Annotated in this window: 14 protein-coding genes; 7 read left to right on the top strand and 7 right to left on the bottom strand. The window is 71.7% G+C overall.

The genetic code is table 11. The features are described 5' to 3' along the window. The first annotated feature begins 37 nt into the window (after nucleotides 1–37). Complete coding sequence (locus SM450_RS04835) at nucleotides 38–988, top strand: ion transporter (RefSeq protein ID WP_474618456.1); 951 nt, start codon at nucleotides 38–40, stop codon at nucleotides 986–988. Between the two features lie 119 nt (nucleotides 989–1,107). Then, nucleotides 1,108–1,377 carry a GlsB/YeaQ/YmgE family stress response membrane protein gene (locus tag SM450_RS04830; RefSeq protein ID WP_474618455.1) on the top strand — a complete coding sequence of 90 codons (270 nt, stop codon included), beginning with the start codon at nucleotides 1,108–1,110 and terminating at the stop codon, nucleotides 1,375–1,377. Between the two features lie 63 nt (nucleotides 1,378–1,440). Here SM450_RS04830 and SM450_RS04825 read toward each other — a convergent pair whose 3' ends face one another. Continuing rightward, nucleotides 1,441–3,027: a DUF4139 domain-containing protein gene (locus tag SM450_RS04825; RefSeq protein ID WP_474618454.1), complete on the bottom strand. Its 1,587-nt coding sequence runs from the start codon at nucleotides 3,025–3,027 to the stop codon at nucleotides 1,441–1,443. A gap of 143 nt (nucleotides 3,028–3,170) precedes the next feature. Between SM450_RS04825 and SM450_RS04820 the strand changes: the two genes are divergently transcribed. Next, complete coding sequence (locus tag SM450_RS04820) at nucleotides 3,171–4,565, top strand: glycoside hydrolase family 6 protein (protein ID WP_474618453.1); 1,395 nt, start codon at nucleotides 3,171–3,173, stop codon at nucleotides 4,563–4,565. 76 nt (nucleotides 4,566–4,641) lie between these two features. On the opposite strand, the gene SM450_RS04815 is transcribed toward SM450_RS04820, so the two are convergent. After that, nucleotides 4,642–5,415: a L,D-transpeptidase family protein gene (locus SM450_RS04815; RefSeq protein WP_474618452.1), complete on the bottom strand. Its 774-nt coding sequence runs from the start codon at nucleotides 5,413–5,415 to the stop codon at nucleotides 4,642–4,644. A gap of 114 nt (nucleotides 5,416–5,529) precedes the next feature. Between SM450_RS04815 and SM450_RS04810 the strand changes: the two genes are divergently transcribed. Then, a complete protein-coding gene (locus SM450_RS04810) occupies nucleotides 5,530–5,676 on the top strand; it encodes a hypothetical protein (RefSeq protein ID WP_281585211.1) in 147 nt (48 codons plus the stop codon). Between the two features lie 203 nt (nucleotides 5,677–5,879). Further along, a complete protein-coding gene (locus SM450_RS04805) occupies nucleotides 5,880–7,478 on the top strand; it encodes an alpha/beta hydrolase-fold protein (RefSeq protein ID WP_474618451.1) in 1,599 nt (532 codons plus the stop codon). Nucleotides 7,479–7,529: 51 nt separating this feature from the next. On the opposite strand, the gene SM450_RS04800 is transcribed toward SM450_RS04805, so the two are convergent. The 5 genes from SM450_RS04800 to SM450_RS04780 form a co-directional block, all read right to left on the bottom strand. Continuing rightward, nucleotides 7,530–9,578, bottom strand: coding sequence for a family 43 glycosylhydrolase (locus SM450_RS04800; RefSeq protein WP_474618450.1), 2,049 nt, complete (start codon nucleotides 9,576–9,578; stop codon nucleotides 7,530–7,532). Nucleotides 9,579–9,598: 20 nt separating this feature from the next. After that, complete coding sequence (locus tag SM450_RS04795; protein ID WP_474618449.1) at nucleotides 9,599–10,717, bottom strand: cellulose binding domain-containing protein; 1,119 nt, start codon at nucleotides 10,715–10,717, stop codon at nucleotides 9,599–9,601. 416 nt (nucleotides 10,718–11,133) lie between these two features. Then, the gene (locus SM450_RS04790; protein WP_474618448.1) at nucleotides 11,134–11,916 is read right to left on the bottom strand and encodes a hypothetical protein; all 783 of its coding nucleotides are present in this window, start codon (nucleotides 11,914–11,916) and stop codon (nucleotides 11,134–11,136) included. Nucleotides 11,917–11,950: 34 nt separating this feature from the next. Further along, nucleotides 11,951–13,255: an HEXXH motif domain-containing protein gene (locus tag SM450_RS04785; protein WP_474618447.1), complete on the bottom strand. Its 1,305-nt coding sequence runs from the start codon at nucleotides 13,253–13,255 to the stop codon at nucleotides 11,951–11,953. Further along, a complete protein-coding gene (locus SM450_RS04780) occupies nucleotides 13,252–14,421 on the bottom strand; it encodes an FxsB family cyclophane-forming radical SAM/SPASM peptide maturase (RefSeq protein ID WP_474618446.1) in 1,170 nt (389 codons plus the stop codon). The genes SM450_RS04785 and SM450_RS04780 overlap by 4 nt, the downstream gene beginning before the upstream one ends. Nucleotides 14,422–14,676: 255 nt before the next feature. On the opposite strand from SM450_RS04780, the gene fxsA reads away from it, so the two are divergent. Together fxsA and fxsT are read left to right on the top strand one after the other, a co-directional pair. After that, a complete protein-coding gene (gene fxsA / locus SM450_RS04775; RefSeq protein WP_474618445.1) occupies nucleotides 14,677–14,859 on the top strand; it encodes an FxSxx-COOH cyclophane-containing RiPP peptide in 183 nt (60 codons plus the stop codon). Beyond that, nucleotides 14,846–18,673: an FxSxx-COOH system tetratricopeptide repeat protein gene (fxsT, locus tag SM450_RS04770; RefSeq protein ID WP_474618444.1), complete on the top strand. Its 3,828-nt coding sequence runs from the start codon at nucleotides 14,846–14,848 to the stop codon at nucleotides 18,671–18,673. Before fxsA ends, fxsT begins: the two co-directional genes overlap by 14 nt. Nucleotides 18,674–18,680 lie beyond the last annotated feature (7 nt).

Genomic DNA, 18,680 nt, shown 5'->3' with positions numbered 1-18,680 from the left:
CCGGTCCCGGCCCGGGGCCGCCCCATAGGGTGTCGGGATGGTTGACCGGCGAGGTGAGGTGCCGGCCCAACGGGGGGCGCGCCGTCCGGGCGGCGCGGAATCCGGGACGGTGGTGACCCGGTGTGCCCGGATTGTCGCGTCCCGGCCGTTCGAGATCGCGATCGTGGTGCTGATCATGGCCAACGGCGCGGTGCTGGGCATCGAGACGTACCCGCACTCGGGGACCACCGCGACGGCGCTGCGCTGGACCGAGCTGATGTTCCGGGTGGTCTTCGTCGTGGAGATCACCATCCGGGTGCTCGCGTACGGCCGCCGGCCGCAGGACTTCTTCCGGCACGGCTGGAACGTGTTCGACCTGCTGGTGACCGTGGCGATCTTCGTGCCGGGGCTGCACGGCGACCCGGCCGTGCTGCGGTTCGTCCGGGTGGCCCGGGTGCTGCGGCTGGTCCGCTTCTCGCCCGGCCTGCGCACCATCGTCACGGCGCTGTGGCGCAGCCTGCCCGGCGTGGCGGCCTTCCTCGCGCTCGCCGGGGTGACCCTCTACGTCTACGGGATGGTCGGCTGGCTCATCTTCGGCGACCGCTATCCGGAGCAGTACGGCGACATCGGGCGCTCGCTTGTCACGCTGTTCGTGCTGCTGTCCCTGGAAACGCTGCCCGACCTGCTCGAACAGGGCCTCGAAGTCTCGTCGTGGACGCTGCTCTACTACGTCAGCTTCGTGATGATCGCGGTCAACCTGCTGCTGAACATCCTCATCGCCGTCATCGTCAACTCGATGGAGGAGGCGCGCCGGCTGGAGATGACCGAGGGGCTGGCGTCGGACTACGACTCGGACGGCGACGGGGTGCCGGACGAGCTGGACCGGATCGCGATCAGCCAACGCCTGGACGACCTGCGTACGGTGATCGCCGAGCTGGAGCGGGAGCTGCGGATCGACCGGGAGGACACGCCCGGCGCGCCACGGCGACGGCAGCCCGCGGACCGCTGACCGGTGCGGCCCGGTCCGGCCATGACAGTTGCGTGAAGAAAGCCTTCTCGCGTTTGAGCCGTGGGCCGAGCGGGGCATCGAACGGAACGTCAAACTCTCGGAAGAACAGGACGGCTCCCGTGGAAGTTACCGGCTTCTTCATCGCGATCATCATCGGTCTCATCATCGGCGCGCTCGGTCGTCTGGTGGTGCCGGGCAAGCAGGACATCCCGATCTGGCTCACGCTTGTCATCGGTGTGGTCGCCGCGCTCCTGGGCACCCTCGTCGCCGGCCTGTTCGGCGTCGACGACACCGCCGGCATCGACTGGATCGAGCTGGCGCTACAGGTCATCTTCGCCGCGGTCGGCGTGTACTTCGCCGCCGGCGCGTACGGACGTCGTCGCCACTGACGCTTGGTTAGGAGGGGGCCCCTGTTATGCAGAATGCGTTAACAGGGGCCCCCTCCTAACGCCCTACTCGCGCCAACCGGTGAGCTCCACCCCCTTGGGCAGCTCCACCCGGAAGCCTAGGGTGATCTCGCTGGTGTCGCCCGGCGCGAGCGACAGCCGCCAGGTCAGTTCCCCCAGCTCGGTACGCTCCGCCGGCGGCGGCGCGAGCGTCGTCTCCCGCACCACCACCGCCTCGTCGCGGGACACCGGCAGTTGGTCGCGTACCTCGACCGTCGCGGCCCGGGGCGTGTGGTTGGCGACGGTGATCCGGTGCTCCACCTCCCGCCGCCGGGTCGAGGAGAGCGTGGCCTTCGTCTCGGTGCGCCGGTGCAGTTTCCGCTCCACCCGCAGCCGGTCGTCCACGCCGAGGGCCAGATCGGTCTCCTCGCCCGGCGCCCACGTCGGCAGTCGGGTGGCCGCGACGAAGTCGGCGCCGTGGAACACCGCCGCCGGGCCGGGGAGCAGCGTGTGCGCCGACGTGTTGCGTACCGTCGCCCGCAGGTGCGCCTCGGCGGCGCGGACCGGCACTGTCACGTGGTCCAGCCGGGCCGGCAGCTCCAGCACCGCGATGGTGGCCCGGTGCGCGCTGCCGTCGGCCGGCACCGCCACCGGCCGGGCCGGTCGGTAGGTGGCCGCGCCGACCCCCTGCTCCACCTCGGCGACGCTCTCCCGCACCTGTGCCCGGGGGGCCGCGGACCTGGCGAAACCGCCGCCGGCCGGCGCCGCGCCGGGCGCCGCGGGTGGCGACATCCCGATCGGCAGGTCCGCCGCCGCGGCCCGCGGGGCCGCCGGCCGGAACCGGTCGAGATACCAGGGCGACAATTCGGGTACGCCTGCCGTCGCCGCCGGCCGGGCGGTGGAGAGCTGGAGTTCGCACTCCGGCCAGTCCTCCCCGGTGCCCTGGCTGACGAGCGCGAACCAGGTGACGGTCATGGTGTCGTCGACAAGCCGCAGGTCGTAGGAGGGCTGCCACCGGGCGCCGTCCACCAGGTAGGTCAGTTCCAGCTCGACCTCGGCGTCGTCGTCCGCCACCGTGACTGTCACGTCGGCGGCCAGCCGGTCCGGCTCCCGCTTGCCGCGCGCGGCGTCGAGGTCGCGATCGACCGCGGCCAGTTCCTCGGCCAGCTCGTTACGCCGCCGGGTCAGCCCGCGCCGGCGGGACCGGGCGTCGGTGAGCTGCGCGGCCACCGAGTCGGTGAAGGCTGCGACGTCGGCCGGCGCCGCGTCGCCGGCGGCGAGCGCCCGGGCGTACGTGCCGCCGGCGCGCTCGGCCAACCGGGTGAGGAACGCGCCGCGCTGCTCCTCGATCCCGTCCGCGTCCTCGACCTCGGCCAGCTCGTCGGCGAGTTCGCGACGCCGCTGCTCCAGGCCGACCACCTGCGCGTCGGTGCTGCGGGCCTGCCGCCGGGCGGTCACGTCCACGCCGAGCACGGTGGCCGCGCCCCGTCCGCCGACCCGGATCGAGTCCCGCCGCAGGCCCGACGGGAGCGGCGCGACGCGTACCCGATGGTCGCCGGCGGGGAGCCGGAGGCTGCCGCGGCGGGTGACGCGCGCCCGGTCCGGATAGACGGTCACGCTGACGACTGGCGCGTCGATCTCGGTGGTGTCCACGGCGGCGAGGGTAGTCGACCCGTGCTCACGTCGAACGTTATCGAAGCGCTTCACATCTTGGCAGCGCTGTCCGGCTCCGCTACCGTCCATGGGAACGCTCCCATGAACTTAGATACATCGATGTGATCAGGAGGAAACACGTCGTGGCTATCCTCTCTCCGCTGCGCCGACGTAGATCGGCGGCCATCGGCATGGCGGCTGTCGCGGGCGCCACCGCCGCCGCCATCGGGCTCACCGTCGGCGGCGCGTCCGCCGGCACGCTGTCCGGGTCGCTCTACCGCGACCCGACGTCGGCGGTCGTCCGCTGGGCCGCCGCCAACTCCGGCGACTCGCGTGCCGCAGTCATCCGGGACAAGATCGCGAGCCAGCCGCAGGCCCGCTGGTTCGCCAACTTCAACCCGTCGACCATCCAGTCCGAGGTCTCCGGGTTCATCGGCGCCGCCAACGCGGCGCAGCAGATCCCGGTGCTGTCGGTCTACGAGATCACCAACCGGGACTGCGGCGGAGCGAGCGCCGGTGGGGCGCCGGACCTCAACCAGTACCAGACGTGGGTGTCCAACTTCGCCCGAGGTCTGGGCAACCAGGCCGCGATCATCATCCTGGAGACCGACTCGCTCGCCCTGCTGACCTGCCTGAGCAGCGCCGAGCTGAACGCGCGCAACCAGGCGATCTCGACGGCCACCCGGACCATCAAGTCGGGCAACCCCAACGCCAAGGTGTACCTCGACGGTGGCCACTCCACGTGGAACAGCGCCAACGAGACGGCCAACCGGCTCCGGAACGCGGGCGTGCAGTACGCCGACGGCTTCTTCACGAACGTGTCGAACTTCAACCCCACCTCAAGTGAGGCGAACTTCGGCCGCGGGGTCATCTCCGCCCTCAACGGCATGGGCATCTCGGGCAAGCGTCAGGTCATCGACACCAGTCGCAACGGGGGCGCCAGCGGGGACTGGTGCGCCGACGACAACACCGACAGGCGCATCGGGCAGTACCCGACGGTGAACACCGGCGACGGCAACATCGACGCGTACCTCTGGGTGAAGCCGCCGGGCGAGGCGGACGGCTGCCGCTACACGGCCGGTTCGTTCCAGCCGGACCTGGCCTACAGCCTGGCGAACGGCGCGCCCAACCCGCCGACCACGGCCCCGCCGACGACCGCCCCGCCGACCACGGCCCCGCCGACCACCGCGCCGCCGACCACGGCCCCGCCGACCACGGCTCCCCCCACCACGCCGCCGCCGACCGGTAACGGCTGCTCCGCGTCGTTCTCGGTCAACCAGTGGCCCGGTGGCTTCACCGCGAGCGTGAACGTCACCGCCGGCTCCGCGGACATCAACGGCTGGACCGTGACCATCACGCTGCCCAGCGGCGCCACGATCACCGGCGTCTGGAGCGCGCAGGCCAGCGGCACCAGTGGGACCGTCAAGTTCACCAATGTGGGCTACAACGGACACGTCGGCGCCGGACAGACGACGAACTTCGGCTTCCAGGGCAACGGCAGCGGCCCTGGTGGGACGGCCAGCTGCACGGCCAGCTGACCCCGCCCGAGGCCGCGGCCCGGCGTGGAGCGTGACGCTCCGCGCCGGGCCGCGGCACGTGTCAGGTGCGGGCCGGTCAGTAGCGGCCGAGGCTGTCCAGCGGGCACATCACGATGCGCGGCTGGGCCGCCGGGTCGAGCCACCGGAGCACGCCGACCAGGTCGGCGTGCGGCAGGCTGACGCAGCCGGCGGTGGGACCGGAGGGCGTCGTGCTGAACTCATGCAGGAAGATCCCGCTGCCCGCGTTCGGCACCGGCTTCGACACGTTCGGCGCCATGTTGTAGGTGATCACCGCGAAGTGTGTGTAGGCCGGCTTCTCCTTCCACAGCGCCTCGCTGTAGCCGCCGGGGTTGGTGGCCGTGTGCTGGAACGTGTTGTAGGCCGACGATGCCGGGTTCTCGTTCCACCAGTCGTTGGTGACGACCTGGTGGTAGGCGTGTTTCACGCCCGGATCCGCGGCGATGCCGTACATCGTCGGGCCGAACGAGTAGACCCCCGTGGGCGTGGTCGGGACGCCCTCGACGTGGTTGTCGCTGAAGAACTGGGAGCCGATCCGCGCGGACAGCGCCGCCGAGACCGGGGTCCAGCGGCCGTCGGTCTTCGCGAACGTCTCAAGCGTGGCGTAGCTGGTGTTCCAACTGGCCGCGGTCACCACGACGACCTGCCGTGTGGTGGCCGGCAGGGTGGTCAGGCCGCTGGCCCTGTTGCTCGGCGTCCAGGTGCGCGGCCGTGGGCGGGGCGGGTCGGTGGTGGCGTCGGGAACGGCCGCCGTTGCCGGCGTCGCGCCGGAGGCGACGACGGGCGCGGCGATGCCGGCCGCCGCGCCGAGGATGAGGGATCTGCGTCGCATGCGGCAGATCCTCCCACCCGGTGCGCCGTTCCGGCGTCCCGCGCGCGGGTTTCCCGGCCGGGCCGGCGGGGGTAGAGGGCACATCGCCCATCAGTCGATCCCGAGGAGACAGCCATGTCGGTGCAAGCGTTTCTCTATCTTGTCGCGGTCATCCTGCTCGCGCTCGCCGCGTTGCCCGTCCGTACCCGGGGCGTGTCGCTCGCCCTACTGGGAGCGGCGTGCGCCCTGCTGGCCTATGCCTGGCCGGTGATCACCGGTTAGGCGCGGGGACGTGCGGACCCTTGACACCGGGCGGCCCGCCCGGTGAGACTGCCCCTGCTAAAGCGATTTAGCTAGGCATTTCAAGGGTCCGGGAGGGGGCCCTGTCGCGCACAAACCGGGTCAGCCACCGCCCGGCCGTCGGTGTCCGAACACGACCCGTCGGGGTCCTGAGCGGACCAGAAGAAAGACAGGAGCACGCTCAGATGAGGAAGGCAAACGGAGGACGCCGGCTCAGCCGCGGGGTCTCGTTGCTCGCGCTCATGGCACTCGGCGCAGGCGCCGGCGTCACCGTCTCCACGCCGGCCGCCCTCGCCGGCAAGCACCGGCCCGCGGTCGCGCAGGGCGCGACCGTCAAGCCGGACCACAAGTCACCGACCGGATACACCGTCACGTTCGTCTACCGCAACCCCAACGCCACCCAGGTACGCCTGGCCGGCGACCTGACACTGCTCGACCTGAACACCGGCACCACGCGGTACCAGCCGGAGGAATGGAAGCCGGGGCGCTACCACGCCGGGGGCACCGAATTCCTCCGAGACATGACCCGGGACGCCAAGGGAAACTGGTCGGTCTCGCTCCCGCTGCACGCAGGCGGGATCAGCTACTGGTACCGGGTCTGGGACCCGACCCAGGGCTGGGAGAACAAGCGGATCTGGGACCCGGCCTCCACCAAGCCCCGCCCCCCGGGCGACGCCTCGTTCCGGGTCCGCAACAACGACGTCCTCGACGCCGTGTACGTGCCGTACGCCAAGAAGCAGAACGACCCGGTGCTGAAGCAGCGGGCGGAGTACGAGCTGCCGATCGCGGACCGCTCGAAGCGGGGCACCGTCCGGTACATCCCCTACACCACGATCCTCGGGGACAGCGGTCACTACCTCGGCGTCTACCTGCCGGCCGGCTACGACGCCAAGCGCAAGCAGCCGTACAAGGTCGCGTACCTCGCCCACGGCATCTTCGGCGACGAGACCGACTTCATGGTCCCGGCGAACGTCCCGAACATCCTGGACAACATGACGGCAAAGGGCGAGATCGAGCCCACGGTGGTGGTCACCATGGGCAACCACTTCACCGGCACCAGCCTCGGCTTCGCCTCCTACAACCAGACCAACGCCGCAAACAACCTGGTCCAGACGATCCTTCCGCTGATCGAGAAGAAGTACAACGTCTCGACCGAGCGCGAGGGACGCGCCTACGCCGGTTTCTCCTACGGCGGCATGACCGGCGCCCACGTCATCCGGGGCTACCCGACCACGTTCGCGTTCTACGGCCACTTCTCCGGCAACCCGGCCCTGAGCGCCCAGGACTACGACAACGTCGCGGCGGCGGTCGGTGACGACGACCTCTTCGTGTTCCTCGGCAACGGCGTCTTCGAGGGCAACCTCAACGCGCAGAACGCCATCGCCGACAACTTCCGGGCCCGCGGCTACTCCGCCGCGACGACCCAGGTGCCCGGCGCGCACGACGGGATGACCGCGAGCCAGCTCTTCACCATCTTCGCCCGGGACCACCTGTGGTCGGGCGTCGACTCGGTGTCGGTGACGCCCGCGACCACCCACCTGAAGAAGGGCGGCAACCGGAAGTTCACCGCCAAGGTGACCACCAACCCCGGGGTCAGCCCGGCGGTGACCTGGTCGGTCCGGGGAGCGACCTCGGCGCGGACCACGGTCTCCGCGGACGGCCGGCTCTCCGTCGCCGCTGCGGAGAAGGCGCGGTCGCTCACCGTCGTGGCGACGTCTGTGGTCGACCCGACCAAGTCCGCCTCGGTCCGGGTCACCCTGACGCGACCGGGTCGAGGGCACTGACCGGTGGCGCGGTGGGCCGGTGACCGAGGGTCGCCGGCCCACCGCGTCGGATCACGGAGTGCTGAGGTCGAAACGGTTGACGGTGACCGAACCGCCGAGCGACGAGGTGGCGTAGTTGAAGATGCCGTACCGGTAGCCCATGAAGAACGGCCAGTCGTTGTTGAGCGTGTACGCCGGCCCGAGCGAGGTGAAGTTGACTCCGTCGGTGCTGTAGGAGAACCTCGCCTGCCGGCCGGAGCCGGGTCTGACGTCCGCGTTGACACGTAGCCAGATCCGGCCGCCGGACACCGCCGCGCTCGCTCGTTCGGTGCCGGTGCTCGTGGTGTTCCAGTTGCTGTCCATGGAGAGCCCGTCGACCATCGAGACCCGGGTCTGCCCGTTGTCGCGGCGGACACCGACCCAGGCCGACAGATGTCTCAGCATCGCCAGGCCGGACCGGTCACCGTCGCGCATGGTCGAGTAGTCCAGTTGGATCGTCGCGGTCGACGTCGGTCCCTGGATCCGGTGGGTCAACGTGTTGCGCGCGGCGTACAGGTCGTTCGTGACCGTGGCGGTCTGCAACCGCAGCCCGTTGTTGAGCGAGTACTTCGTGGTGTCCGGGTTGTGGTTCCACTCCCAGCGCGGGTCGAGCGTCGGGCCGGGGAAGGTGTCCGGGCCGATCATCGACTTGACCTGGCGTGGCGGTCGCGGCACGTTCGGGAACGGGTAGCTGGCGCCCCAACCGCCGTTCACGGTCTGGACGCTCGGCCAGCCGTCCGAACTCCAGTTGATCGGCGCCATCACCGGGATCCGGCCACCGGGGTACGCGTCGACGAACGCCATGTAGTACCAGGCGCCGTTCTGGGTCTGCACCAGGCCGCCCTGGTGCGGGATGCCGGCGCCGGAGACCGGGGTCGGCATGTTGAGCAGCACCTGCTTCATCTCGTACGGCCCCCACGGGCTGGTCGAGCGCAGCACGTACTGGCCGTTGGCCGGCCGGGTCACCCAGATGTAGTAGTAGTTGCCCCGCTTGTAGAACCGGGAGCCCTCAAGCGTGCCGACGCTCGACGGCGTGCTGAACACCTGCTGGGCGCGGACCTGGCTGGTGCCGTCCGCCGACAACTGGGCCACGCTCAGGGTGGTGTTGCCGTACGCCACGTACATCGTGTCGTTGTCGTCGATCAGCAGCCCGGCGTCGTAGTAGCAGTTGTTGATCCGGGCCTTCTTCTGCCAGGTGCCGTCCACGGCCGACGCGGTGTAGACGTACGTCCGGTTGAACTCCACGCAGCCGAGCCAGTAGTAGGTGCTGTTGCTCTTGCGATAGTTGAACGCCGAGGCCCAGATGCCCTTGATGTAGGCCCGGCTCCCGGTCAGGTTGTAGTTGTTCGAGTCGAAGTCGAGGTTCGGCACCGCGTGCCCGGCGTACTCCCAGTGCACCAGGTCGTACGAGCGCAGGATCGGCGCACCTGGCGAGTAGTGCATGGTGGAGGCCGTGTAGTAGTAGACGTCGCCGACCCGGATGATGTCGCCGTCGGCGAAGTCCTGCCACACGATCGGGTTGGTGTAGGTCGACGACGGCGGCCACGGCCCGTCGGTGGGCGGTGGGGTGGTCGTCGGCGGGGGCGTCGGTGAGGCCGTCGGCGACGGTGACGTCGTGGGCGACGGCGAGGTGGTCGGCGAGGTGGTCGGCGACGGCGAGGTCGTCGGCGGGGCGTCACCGCAGGCGACGCCGTTGAGGGCGAAGTTGGTGGGCACCGGGTTGCTTCCGGTCCAGCCGCCGTTGAAGCCGAACGACACGCTGGCGTTCGTGCCGATCGCGCCGTTGTAGGCGGCGTTGGTGACGGTGACGTTCGCCCCGGACTGGGTGTAGCTGCCGTTCCACAGTTGCTGGATGGTCTGTCCGGCGCCCCAGGTCCAGGTCAGCCGCCAGCCGTTTACCGGATCACCCAGGTTGGTGATGTCCACGTTGGCGCCGAAGCCACCCGACCACGAACTGCTGATCGTGTAGTTCACCCGGCAGCCGCTCGCGGCCTGGGCGGACGAGGCGACGAACGCGGCTCCGGTGGTCGTCAGCAGGGCGGCCAGCAGGCCGGCCAGCCAGAGTCGTCTGATGCGGTGCACAGTTCTCCTCCGATGCGTGGTCAGGCTGCGGCGCAGCGCAGAGTGGGGGTGGTGTTGGTGCCGTTGACGGAGCCGAGGAAGCCGAACTGGGTGCTGGCCCCGGCTCCCAACGCGCCGTTGTAGCTCACGTTGCGGGCGGTGACGGCGGCGCCGCTGCTGCTGACCGTGGCGTTCCAGGACTGGCTGATGGTCTGACCGTTGGCCCAGGTCCAGGTGACGGTCCAGCCGGAGATGGCCGCGCCGCCGGCGGTGACTGTCACCGTGGCCTGGAAGCCGCCCTGCCACTGCCCGGCCAGGGCGTACGTGGCGGTGCAGGCCCCGCCACCCGGCGGCGGCGTGGACGGCGGCGGAGTCGTCGGGGGTGGGGTCGTGGGGGGCGGGGTCGTCGGCGGCGGGGTGGTCGGCGGGGGCGTGGTCGACCCGCCCACGTTGCCGATGCTGCCGGGCACCGCGCGCAGCGCGTTGTACCAGACGGCGGCCATCTTGTCGTAGCCGTTGGCGGTCGGGTGGATGCCGTCGATCAGGTCACCCGTGCTGAGCGCGGAGTGCATGTCGACCAGGTGGACGTGCTTCCCGGCGTTCACCTTGCCCTGCACGATGCCGGGGATCGCGGCGTTGAAGGTGCGGACCGCCGATTCCTGGCCCGAGTTGGACAGCGGGATGAGCTGCGCGACGAAGACCTCGGCATCGGGCGCCGTCGCGGTGATCTTGTCGATCAGGCTCGACAACCGGTTCGGCGCACCCGACACGTTGTAGTTCTGCAGGATGTCGTTGGTGCCGATGTGCAACAGCACCGTCCGTGGCGTGGTGGTGCGCAGCCAGCCGACGATGTTGGCGTCGATCTGGTCGATCCGCCAGCCGGGGTGCCCCTCGTGGTCGTGGTCGCCCAGGTTCCCCGGCCCGTTGTACTGCGAGCCGACGAGGTCGACCCGGTAGCCGGCGCTGTTCAGCCGCTGCCACAGGCCGATCCGGTAACCACCCGGCACCTGGGTGCCCTCGGTGATCGAGTCACCGAGCGGCATGACGCGTACCCCGCCGTTGGACTCGGCGCCCGCCGGCCCGGTGATCGTCGCCGCGCCGATCGCGGCCGTCGCGACCGCGAGGGCCGCCGCGACGAAGAATCTCCTCCGTGTACGCATGGTCAGCCCTTCTGCCGGTGCCCGGCGGCGATCCCCGCCCGGCGGGGAGATGGAGGTCTGGTCTCTGGCAAGGGGTGCTCCCTCTGGGACGGGACGGCCGGCGGGCGCGCTCTGCGCGACTGCCGGCGAGGCGGGTGGGGGCGTGGGCGATGGCCGGGCGCGGGAACGTGCTGGTGGGGGTGCGCAGCGGCTCGACGCCCGGCGTCCGCTGCGGCGCGTGGCGCCGGCGGTTGGCCCGGACGGTCACCGGCGGGACGGCACGGGAAGTCGCTGGTCCCGGTTGCCCTCGCGGCTCGGCGATCCGATCTGGAGCGTGCCCTTCGCTCCGTCGCCGGAAAGATTACATGTTATCGTTAACATCTTCAATGGGTGAACGTCGATGGGTCACCCGGGCCCGCGCCGCATCCGCGGTGTGCTCAGCCGGCGTGGTGGTTCCGCCCGGCCCGCTGGATCAGGGCCTCCACCCACCGCTCGAACTTGCTGCTGCCGCCACCCAGCAGCCCGGACAGATCGTCCTCCGTCACCCCGCCGCGCGCCGCCAACGACTCCAACAGGCTCCGCAGCCGCCTGTGGTCCTCGTCGTCCGACCCGCCGCCGGTCGCGCCACCCATGCCCAGGTGGCGGTGCACATCCTGGAGGATGTCCATCATCTGCGGCAGCGTCTCGATGATCTGGGACAGCCCGGCCTCCCGTGGGCTGGACGAGCCGCGCAGGTCCTGCAGGGTGAGCGCGACGGACATCGGCGTGACGATGTCGGTCTCACTGCTCATCGCGTCGATCGCCCGGCCGAGCTGCTGCTTGGCGGACTCCACGCTGTCGAGGTCGGTGTGGTCGACCAGGATGGTCCGCATGCCCTGCACGTCGAAGGGCAACTGCTGGTCCTTCGCCATCAACTGCACGAACGGTCGGCGTAACGCGTGCCGCACCGCCAACTCGTAGAAGACGTTGGCATTCTGGTCGGTGAGGTCGGCGATGACCAACTCGTTCTGAATGATCCGGTCCAGCACCTGCGAGGTGATCAGCCCGGCCCGCTCGATCTCGTCGCCGCGCACGGCGACGAAGCCCCGTGCCTCAACCACCGGTCGGATCAGGTAGTTGAGGATCTGGTCACTGCGCCGGCGGATCTCCGAACCGTCGGGACCGATCGGCGCGATGACGAAACACTCACGGCGCGTGGCGTTACCGTTACCCTCCCCCATGGAGTCAGCGTAGTGGAGGTCGGGAAGGCGGATGTCAGCCGGTCGGCGCGTGCTGGTGGTCCCAGCGGGCGCGGTGCGCCGCCAGCAGGCGTCCGGCCTCGGCCGCCGCGTCGGGGGCGACCGGCTCACCGGCCCATCCGTCGAGCACCCGGGCCATCCCGTCGACAAGTCGCCGGCCGACCGGGGTGAGCCGGTGCCGTGCGCGCAGGGCCGGCAGGGTGTCGGCCACCGCCCGGCTCCACCTGATGCTCTCGACCTGGGCGTGGTGCCGCTGCGCCCGGGTGCGGGCGGCGTCCGCCTGGCGGCGCCAGAACCGGGCCACCCCGAGGTGGGCGTACGCGCCGTGCAGCAGTCCCTCAAGGGGGCGGGGGTCGGAGCGCCACGGCGCGTAGAACAGCTCGGCCGGGCCGGGTTCGAGCAGCGCGAACATGTCGGCGAGCGCGGCCAGTTTCAGGTGCTGGATCTCGTGCGCCAGGGTGACCGCCGCGGTCCGCGCGTCAAGCGGGTGCGACATCGCCACCGACCCGAACGCGTGGTGGAAGGTGCCGCTGCGGGTGCCGGCCCGGGGCGCGCGGATGGGTATCAGCACCCGCATGGCGGCGGACACCTCCTCGGCGACCGGCCGGTGGCCGTCGACCAGGAGCCGCCACGCTCCGTCGAGGCGGTGCCGCCACCTGTGGTCGGTCCGGGGTTCGTCGAGGCGTATCCCGGGGACGTGCTGCCAACCGGGAGTGTCCACCACGAGCGACAGCGGCAGGCCCTGGCGGCGGAACCCCATCCGTGGCACCGGGGTCCAGCCGGCCCCGGCCACCCGCACGTCGTCGACCTCGACCCGCTCGCCCGCGCAGCGCACCCGCAGCCGTCCCCCGACGCACCGCACCGAGGCGCGGGTCGCACCGGCGGGAACGACGAGGGTGCCGAGCCCGGGCAGGTCGAGCCGGCCCGGCACGCCGGGCGGCAGCGGCACGTCGAGGTCGGCGTCCATGCCGGAGCGTACGGCCGCGACCACGGCCACGGCCGCCAAAAGCCCGGGGTACGGGGCGCTCCGCCCGCGGCGCAGCAGCGAGGCGGTGCCGAACGCCCAGGCGGCGACCGGCGGATGGCCCAGCGCCGCCGCGCGGGCCCGTGGACCGGACCCGGCCAGCACCTGGTACGCCGCCTCGACCGCCGGCAGGTCCGGGTGTGCCGCCTCGCCGAGCAGCAGTGTCAGCGTCCGGACCAGCAGCAGGGTCTTGCTGTGCTGCGCGGAGCGCAACCGCGTGACGGCGTCGGGCCCGCCCCGGCCGGCGGCGAGTTCGTCGAGGACGCCTCCGGGCAGCAGGTGGTGGGCGAGGGTCACGACGCCGCCCGTAACGCGGTCACGTCCCGGTGCACCGTCCGGTGGATGTGTCCGATCAGGGCGTACAGGTCGGTGCAGTAGACCGACGGGTTGTCGAAGCCGGTGCCGGCCCGGTACCTGTGGGTGCGCAGCCCGCCGCCGCACACCCGGTGCCTGTCGCAGGCCCGGCAGGTCGCGCACAGCCCGGCGGCGCCGGACTGCTGGGCCCGGATCGCCGGCAGCCGCAGCGCGGTGTCGAAGGAGTGCCGGGTCACGTGCAACCCGGTGCCGGCCGCGCCGGGGTACGCGGCGGCGAGCGTGTCGTCCAGCTCGATCGCGCCGTCGCTCTGCACCACCGCCACGGCGAGCGGGCCGGTGCCGACCCCGCTGAGCCGGGACGTCCCACCGAGCAGCAGTTGGATGATCTCGTCGAAGAGGCGGACCCGGGTGCGCTGCCCGGGCGTGTGGTACCACTCGTCGAAGACGGTGGCCAGCCAGCGCGCGTACGGGGCGTGGCGGGGGTCGGGGGTGCGGCCGGGCGGGGGAGCGGCCCAGGTGCCGTGCGGCAGCAGGAAGTCGACCGCCGGCGGCCGGTGCGCAAGCAGCGCGTGGTAGGTGGTGGCCGGGTCGTTGCTCAGGTCGACGGTGCAGAGCAGACCGTTGAACAGGTGCGGAAAGTCGGCGGTCAGCCGACGCAGGGCCGCCTCGACGCGGGTGTGGCTGCCCCGGCCGTCCGGGCCGCGCCGGTGCCTGTCGTGTCCGGCCCGGTCGCCGTCGAGGCTGACGCTGACCCGCACGTCGAGCCGGTCGAACAGGCGCAGGAACGTCTCGTCCAGGCGTACCGCGTTGGTCTGCACCGTCACGCGGACCGGGACGGGCGCGGCGGCCTGCCGGAGGGTCGTCACCGCCGCGCGCAGGCGCGCGGGGCCGGCCAGCAGAGGTTCCCCGCCGTGCAGGACGACGTCGACCCGACGGAGCCGGTGGGCGCGGGCGTGCTCGCCGATGCGCGTGGCGGTCCGGTGCAGCACCTCCGGCGGCATGGTCCGGGGCTGGGACCGCCAACCCTGGTCGGCCTTGGTGTAGACGTAGCAGTGGTCGCAGGCGAGGTCGCAGCGGCTGTGCAGCTTGAGCACGAACTGCCGGAACGGGACGGCCGGCGCCCGTGGGCCGTGATCGGGTCCGGGCATCAGCCGCTCCGCCGTGAGGTGAGGGCCGTTCGGCCGCTGCGGGGAACATCGAGCATACATCGACGTATGACGTTTGCTTGGCGCGTGTGGGAGCCGTTTCGGCGCGCCGGTTGCCCTTGCGCCGAGGAAGCAGGCCACCATGGATGCAGCGCACCGTTATCATGAACCCACGCAGCGGATCTGACCACCGGTCGATATCCGAATCCGTGGTGACACCACCCGGAGCCACATGCGAAGACAGGCGGTGATCGGGGGATGGACGCGGAGGAGGAAATGTTGCGTTCCGATCTCATCGATCTCACCGATGTGGATCTGACCGCGCTCGACGCGGTGCCCAGTGCGGTGCTCGTGGCCGCGCTGCATCGCCTCGAACGCCGCAGCGCGGACCCGGGCGACCAGTACGCGGGTTTCGAAAGCGCACTCGATGACCAGGACTGACGACACCTCCGGCGCCGCCGGGACCATCGTGTCCTTCGTCTCGCCCGCGAGCGGCACCGGGCGCAGCAGCGCGGTCGCCAACATCGCCTGGATCCTCGCCGGCAACGGCAAGCGTGTCCTGGCGGTGGACTGGTGTGCCCGGACCCCGCGGGTCTACGACTACCTGCGCTCGTTCCAGGTGGACGCCGCGTCGGCCGTCGCCGCCCTCGGCCCCGAGTTGGCGACGCTGATCAGCCCGCACCCGGACGGGCCGTCGCACCGCGCCACCGCGCTCATCGCCCCCGCCGCGCCGCACCAGGGCACCCTCTACCGCTACGCGATGCCCGGGTCGAGTTTCGGGTTCGCGATGGTAGGCGTCGGCGCGGACGCCGTGACCCGGCCCGACGGCGACCCGATGCGGCTCCGGCAACTGCTGCGACAGACCGACTACGACTACGTCCTCATCGACACCCCGGTGGACCTCACCCTGCCCGGCATCACCCACGCCGCGGTGCTCAGCGACATCGCGGTGGTAAGCATGCCGCCCCGGCGGCAGGCCATGCACCAGGCCGCCGAACTCGCCGCGGAGCTGCGACGGCAGGCCGCCGGCGGCATCCGGATCCTCGCCGCGCCGACCCTGCGTGACGTCACCCACCCGTGGTACGGCGAGGCCCGCGACACCGCCCGCCGCGCCTTCGCCGGCCTGCTCGACGAGTCCGACGCGGAGTCGCCCGACGGCTCGGTGGAGATCGTCGAGGTGCCGGAGCAGGGCTACGACACCTATGACGACGTGCTTGCCGTGCTTGCCGATCCGCCCGACGCCGACGGCAGCCTGCTGTCGGCCTACGAACGGATGACGGCGTGGATCAGCGGGGGCACGGTGACGCGGGCGGCGGCCGTGCCGGAGCGGATCCGGCGCCGCTACCGCCGGGGTGTCCTGTTGGAACGGGCGGAGAGCGCCGACGACATCGTCGTGCTCTACGACCCGGCCGACCGGCCCTGGGTGGACTGGATCTGCGGGCAGCTACGCCGGGCCAGCGTCACCGTCCACCCCCGCGCCCTGCGGTCCGGCACCGCGCCCGCCTACCCGGGCGACGCCACAGTGCTCGCCGTCGTCTCCCCGAACGTGCTGCGGGCGGTCGGCACCGCGCTGTCCGTCCTGCCCGCGCAGGCCGACGACGCCGAGATGCTCGCCGTCCTGGTCACCGGCCACGAGACCGACCAGAAGATCGACCCACTGCGGGTCGTCGACCTGCGTGACGCCGAGCCGGTCCGGGCGCAGTCGCTGCTGCTGAGCCGGCTCGGCCTGATCGCCCCCGCCGCGCCCGCCGCCGACCTGCGCACCGCGCCGCGCTACCCGGCCGAGCCGGACCGCCGGCCGCGGCACAACCTGCCGCCCCGCAACCCGTCGTTCGTCGGCCGCGGGGAATACCTGGAACGGCTGCGCGACCGGCTGGGCGCGGACGGCAGCCCGGTGACGCTCACCGGCGGCGCCGGCGTCGGCAAGAGCGAGTTGGCCCGCGAGTTCGCCCACCGGTTCGCCTACGACTACGACGTGGTCTGGTGGATCCCGGCGCAGGACCGCGACACGGTCCAGACCAGCCTCGGCGAGCTGGCCGACGAGATCAACGCCGTGGACGGCACCGGGGCGGCGGAGGCGGCGCTCACCGCGCTGTCCACCCGCGGCGGCATCGCCCGCTGGTTGTTGATCTACGACAACGCCGACAACGCCGAGGTGGTGCAGCGGCTGCGCCCCCGCGACGGCACCGGCCACGTGCTCATCACCTCCCGGGACGACGGCTCACCGGACCTGCCCTCGCCGCTTGAGGTCGCCGCCTTCAGCGGCGACGAGAGCATCGCGATGCTCCGTCGGGTGCTCGGCATCAGCACCGACGACGCGCGGACCATCGCCGCCGCGCTTGAACACCTGCCGCTGGCCCTGCGACTGGCCACCGCCTGGATCCGGGAACGCACCCGCGCCTTCGAGAACGAGGGCCTGCCCAACCTGGAGTCGGTGAGCCGCAGCGTGACCGAGCTGCTCGACGAGCTGCGCCGGCACAGCGCCCAGGAGGACGACGAACGGATCCCCGGTTCGCACACCTCCACTGTGGCCCGGGTCCTGGACATCACGCTGCGCACGCTCGACGACATCGAGTTCGGGCCGCTGGCGGTGCGATTGGCCGAACTCGCCGCGTTCCTCTCACCCGAGGGCATCGGGCTGCCGCTGCTGCGCTCGACGTCGATGCTGACCCAGCTCGCCGCCGCCGCGGACGTCGACGCCGAGGAGCTGCTGCTCACCGCCGGCGAGATCGACCTGGTGCTGACCGTCGGCGCCCGCTTCGGCCTCTACGACGTCGACTGGGGACGCGGCGCCGCGCTGCGTATGCACCGCGCCATCCAGGTGCTGCTCCGCGAGGCCATCCCCGACCCGCTCCGGCAGGAACGCCACCGTCAGGTGCTGCACGGCCTCGCCGGGTACGCGCCGACCGACCCGGAGGCCGACGACCGCCGCTACCTCGACGTCTTCGAGGAGTTGCAACGGCACCTCGTCCCCGCCGGCGCGTTGGAGGCCGACCACCGGTTGGTCCGCCACTGGGTCGTCAAGCAGATCCGCTACCTCTACCTGACGAGCGACAGCGACATCTGGCAGTCGGCCCTGCATCTGGCCCGGCCGTTGTGTGAGCGATGGACCGCCAACGGTCAGCCCGACCAGCTGACCATGCGCCTGCTCGTGCAGACCGCCAACCTGCACCGTGCCCTCGGCCAGTACGCCGACGCCCTGCGCCTCGACGAGCAGGTGCTCAGCGAGCAGCGCCGCCGCTACGGGCTCCGGCACTACCGCACGCTCATCGCCGGTCGCGGCCGAGGCGGGGACCTGCGTGGGCTCGGCCGCTTCGAGGACGCCCTCGTCGAGGACCAGGCCACCTTCGCCGGGTTCCACAAGGTCGTCGGCGACGACCATCCGAACACCCGGATGGCGGTCAACAACCTCGCCCTGTCCTTCCTGCTCACCGGCGACGCCCGCGAGGCGCTGCGGCTGGCCCGCATGGAACGCGACCGCCGGATGGCCCTGTTGGGGCCCGAGGACTCCCGGGTTTGGCGGGCGGCCTGCGTGGTGGGCACGCTTGAGCGCGAGGTCGGCGCCTACGACCTGTCGCTTGCCACCCTGCGCGAGGCGCTTGAGCGGATCCACCAGTTGCCGGCCGCCAGCCCGCTTGAGGAACTGCGGGTCAACCGCACCCTCGCCGTCACCGAACGACGCCTGGGCTCCACCGTCGCCGCCAAGAACCGCAGCTCCGAGACCTACCGCGGCTACCGCAGCCACCTCGGCGAGGATCACCCGCTGACCCGGGCGAGCCTGTTGAGCATGGCCGTGGACTACTACCGGGCCGGCGACCTCGGCATCGCCGTCGAGAACGGCATCCGCTGCCTGCGCGGCTACGAGCGGCAACTGGAGCCCGGGCACCCCTTCATCGCGGCCTGCTCGGTCGACGTCGGGCTGTTCCTGCGCGGCGCCGGCGAGTACGACCAGGCGGTCCGGGACGGGGAGCGGGGCCTGCGCACCCTGCGGACGCGGCTCGGTGACGTACACCCGTGGACCCTGACGGCGATCAACGCCCAGGCCGGCCACCTGGCGGCGCGGGGCGACCTGGACGAGGCCGTGCGCATCCAGGACGAGGCACACCTGAACAGCGTGCACTATCTCGGGCGCAGCCACCCGTGCAGCCTGGACGCCGCCGCCAACGCCGCCACCATCCGCGGCCTGCGCGACGGCGACGGCGACGTCACTCCGTCCGCCCTGACCGACACCGACATCGACGTGCCGGAGAGCTGAGGAGTGA

The sequence above is a fragment of the Micromonospora marincola genome (genome assembly GCF_056150385.1).
This window is presented reverse-complemented; position numbering and strand designations above follow the sequence as displayed.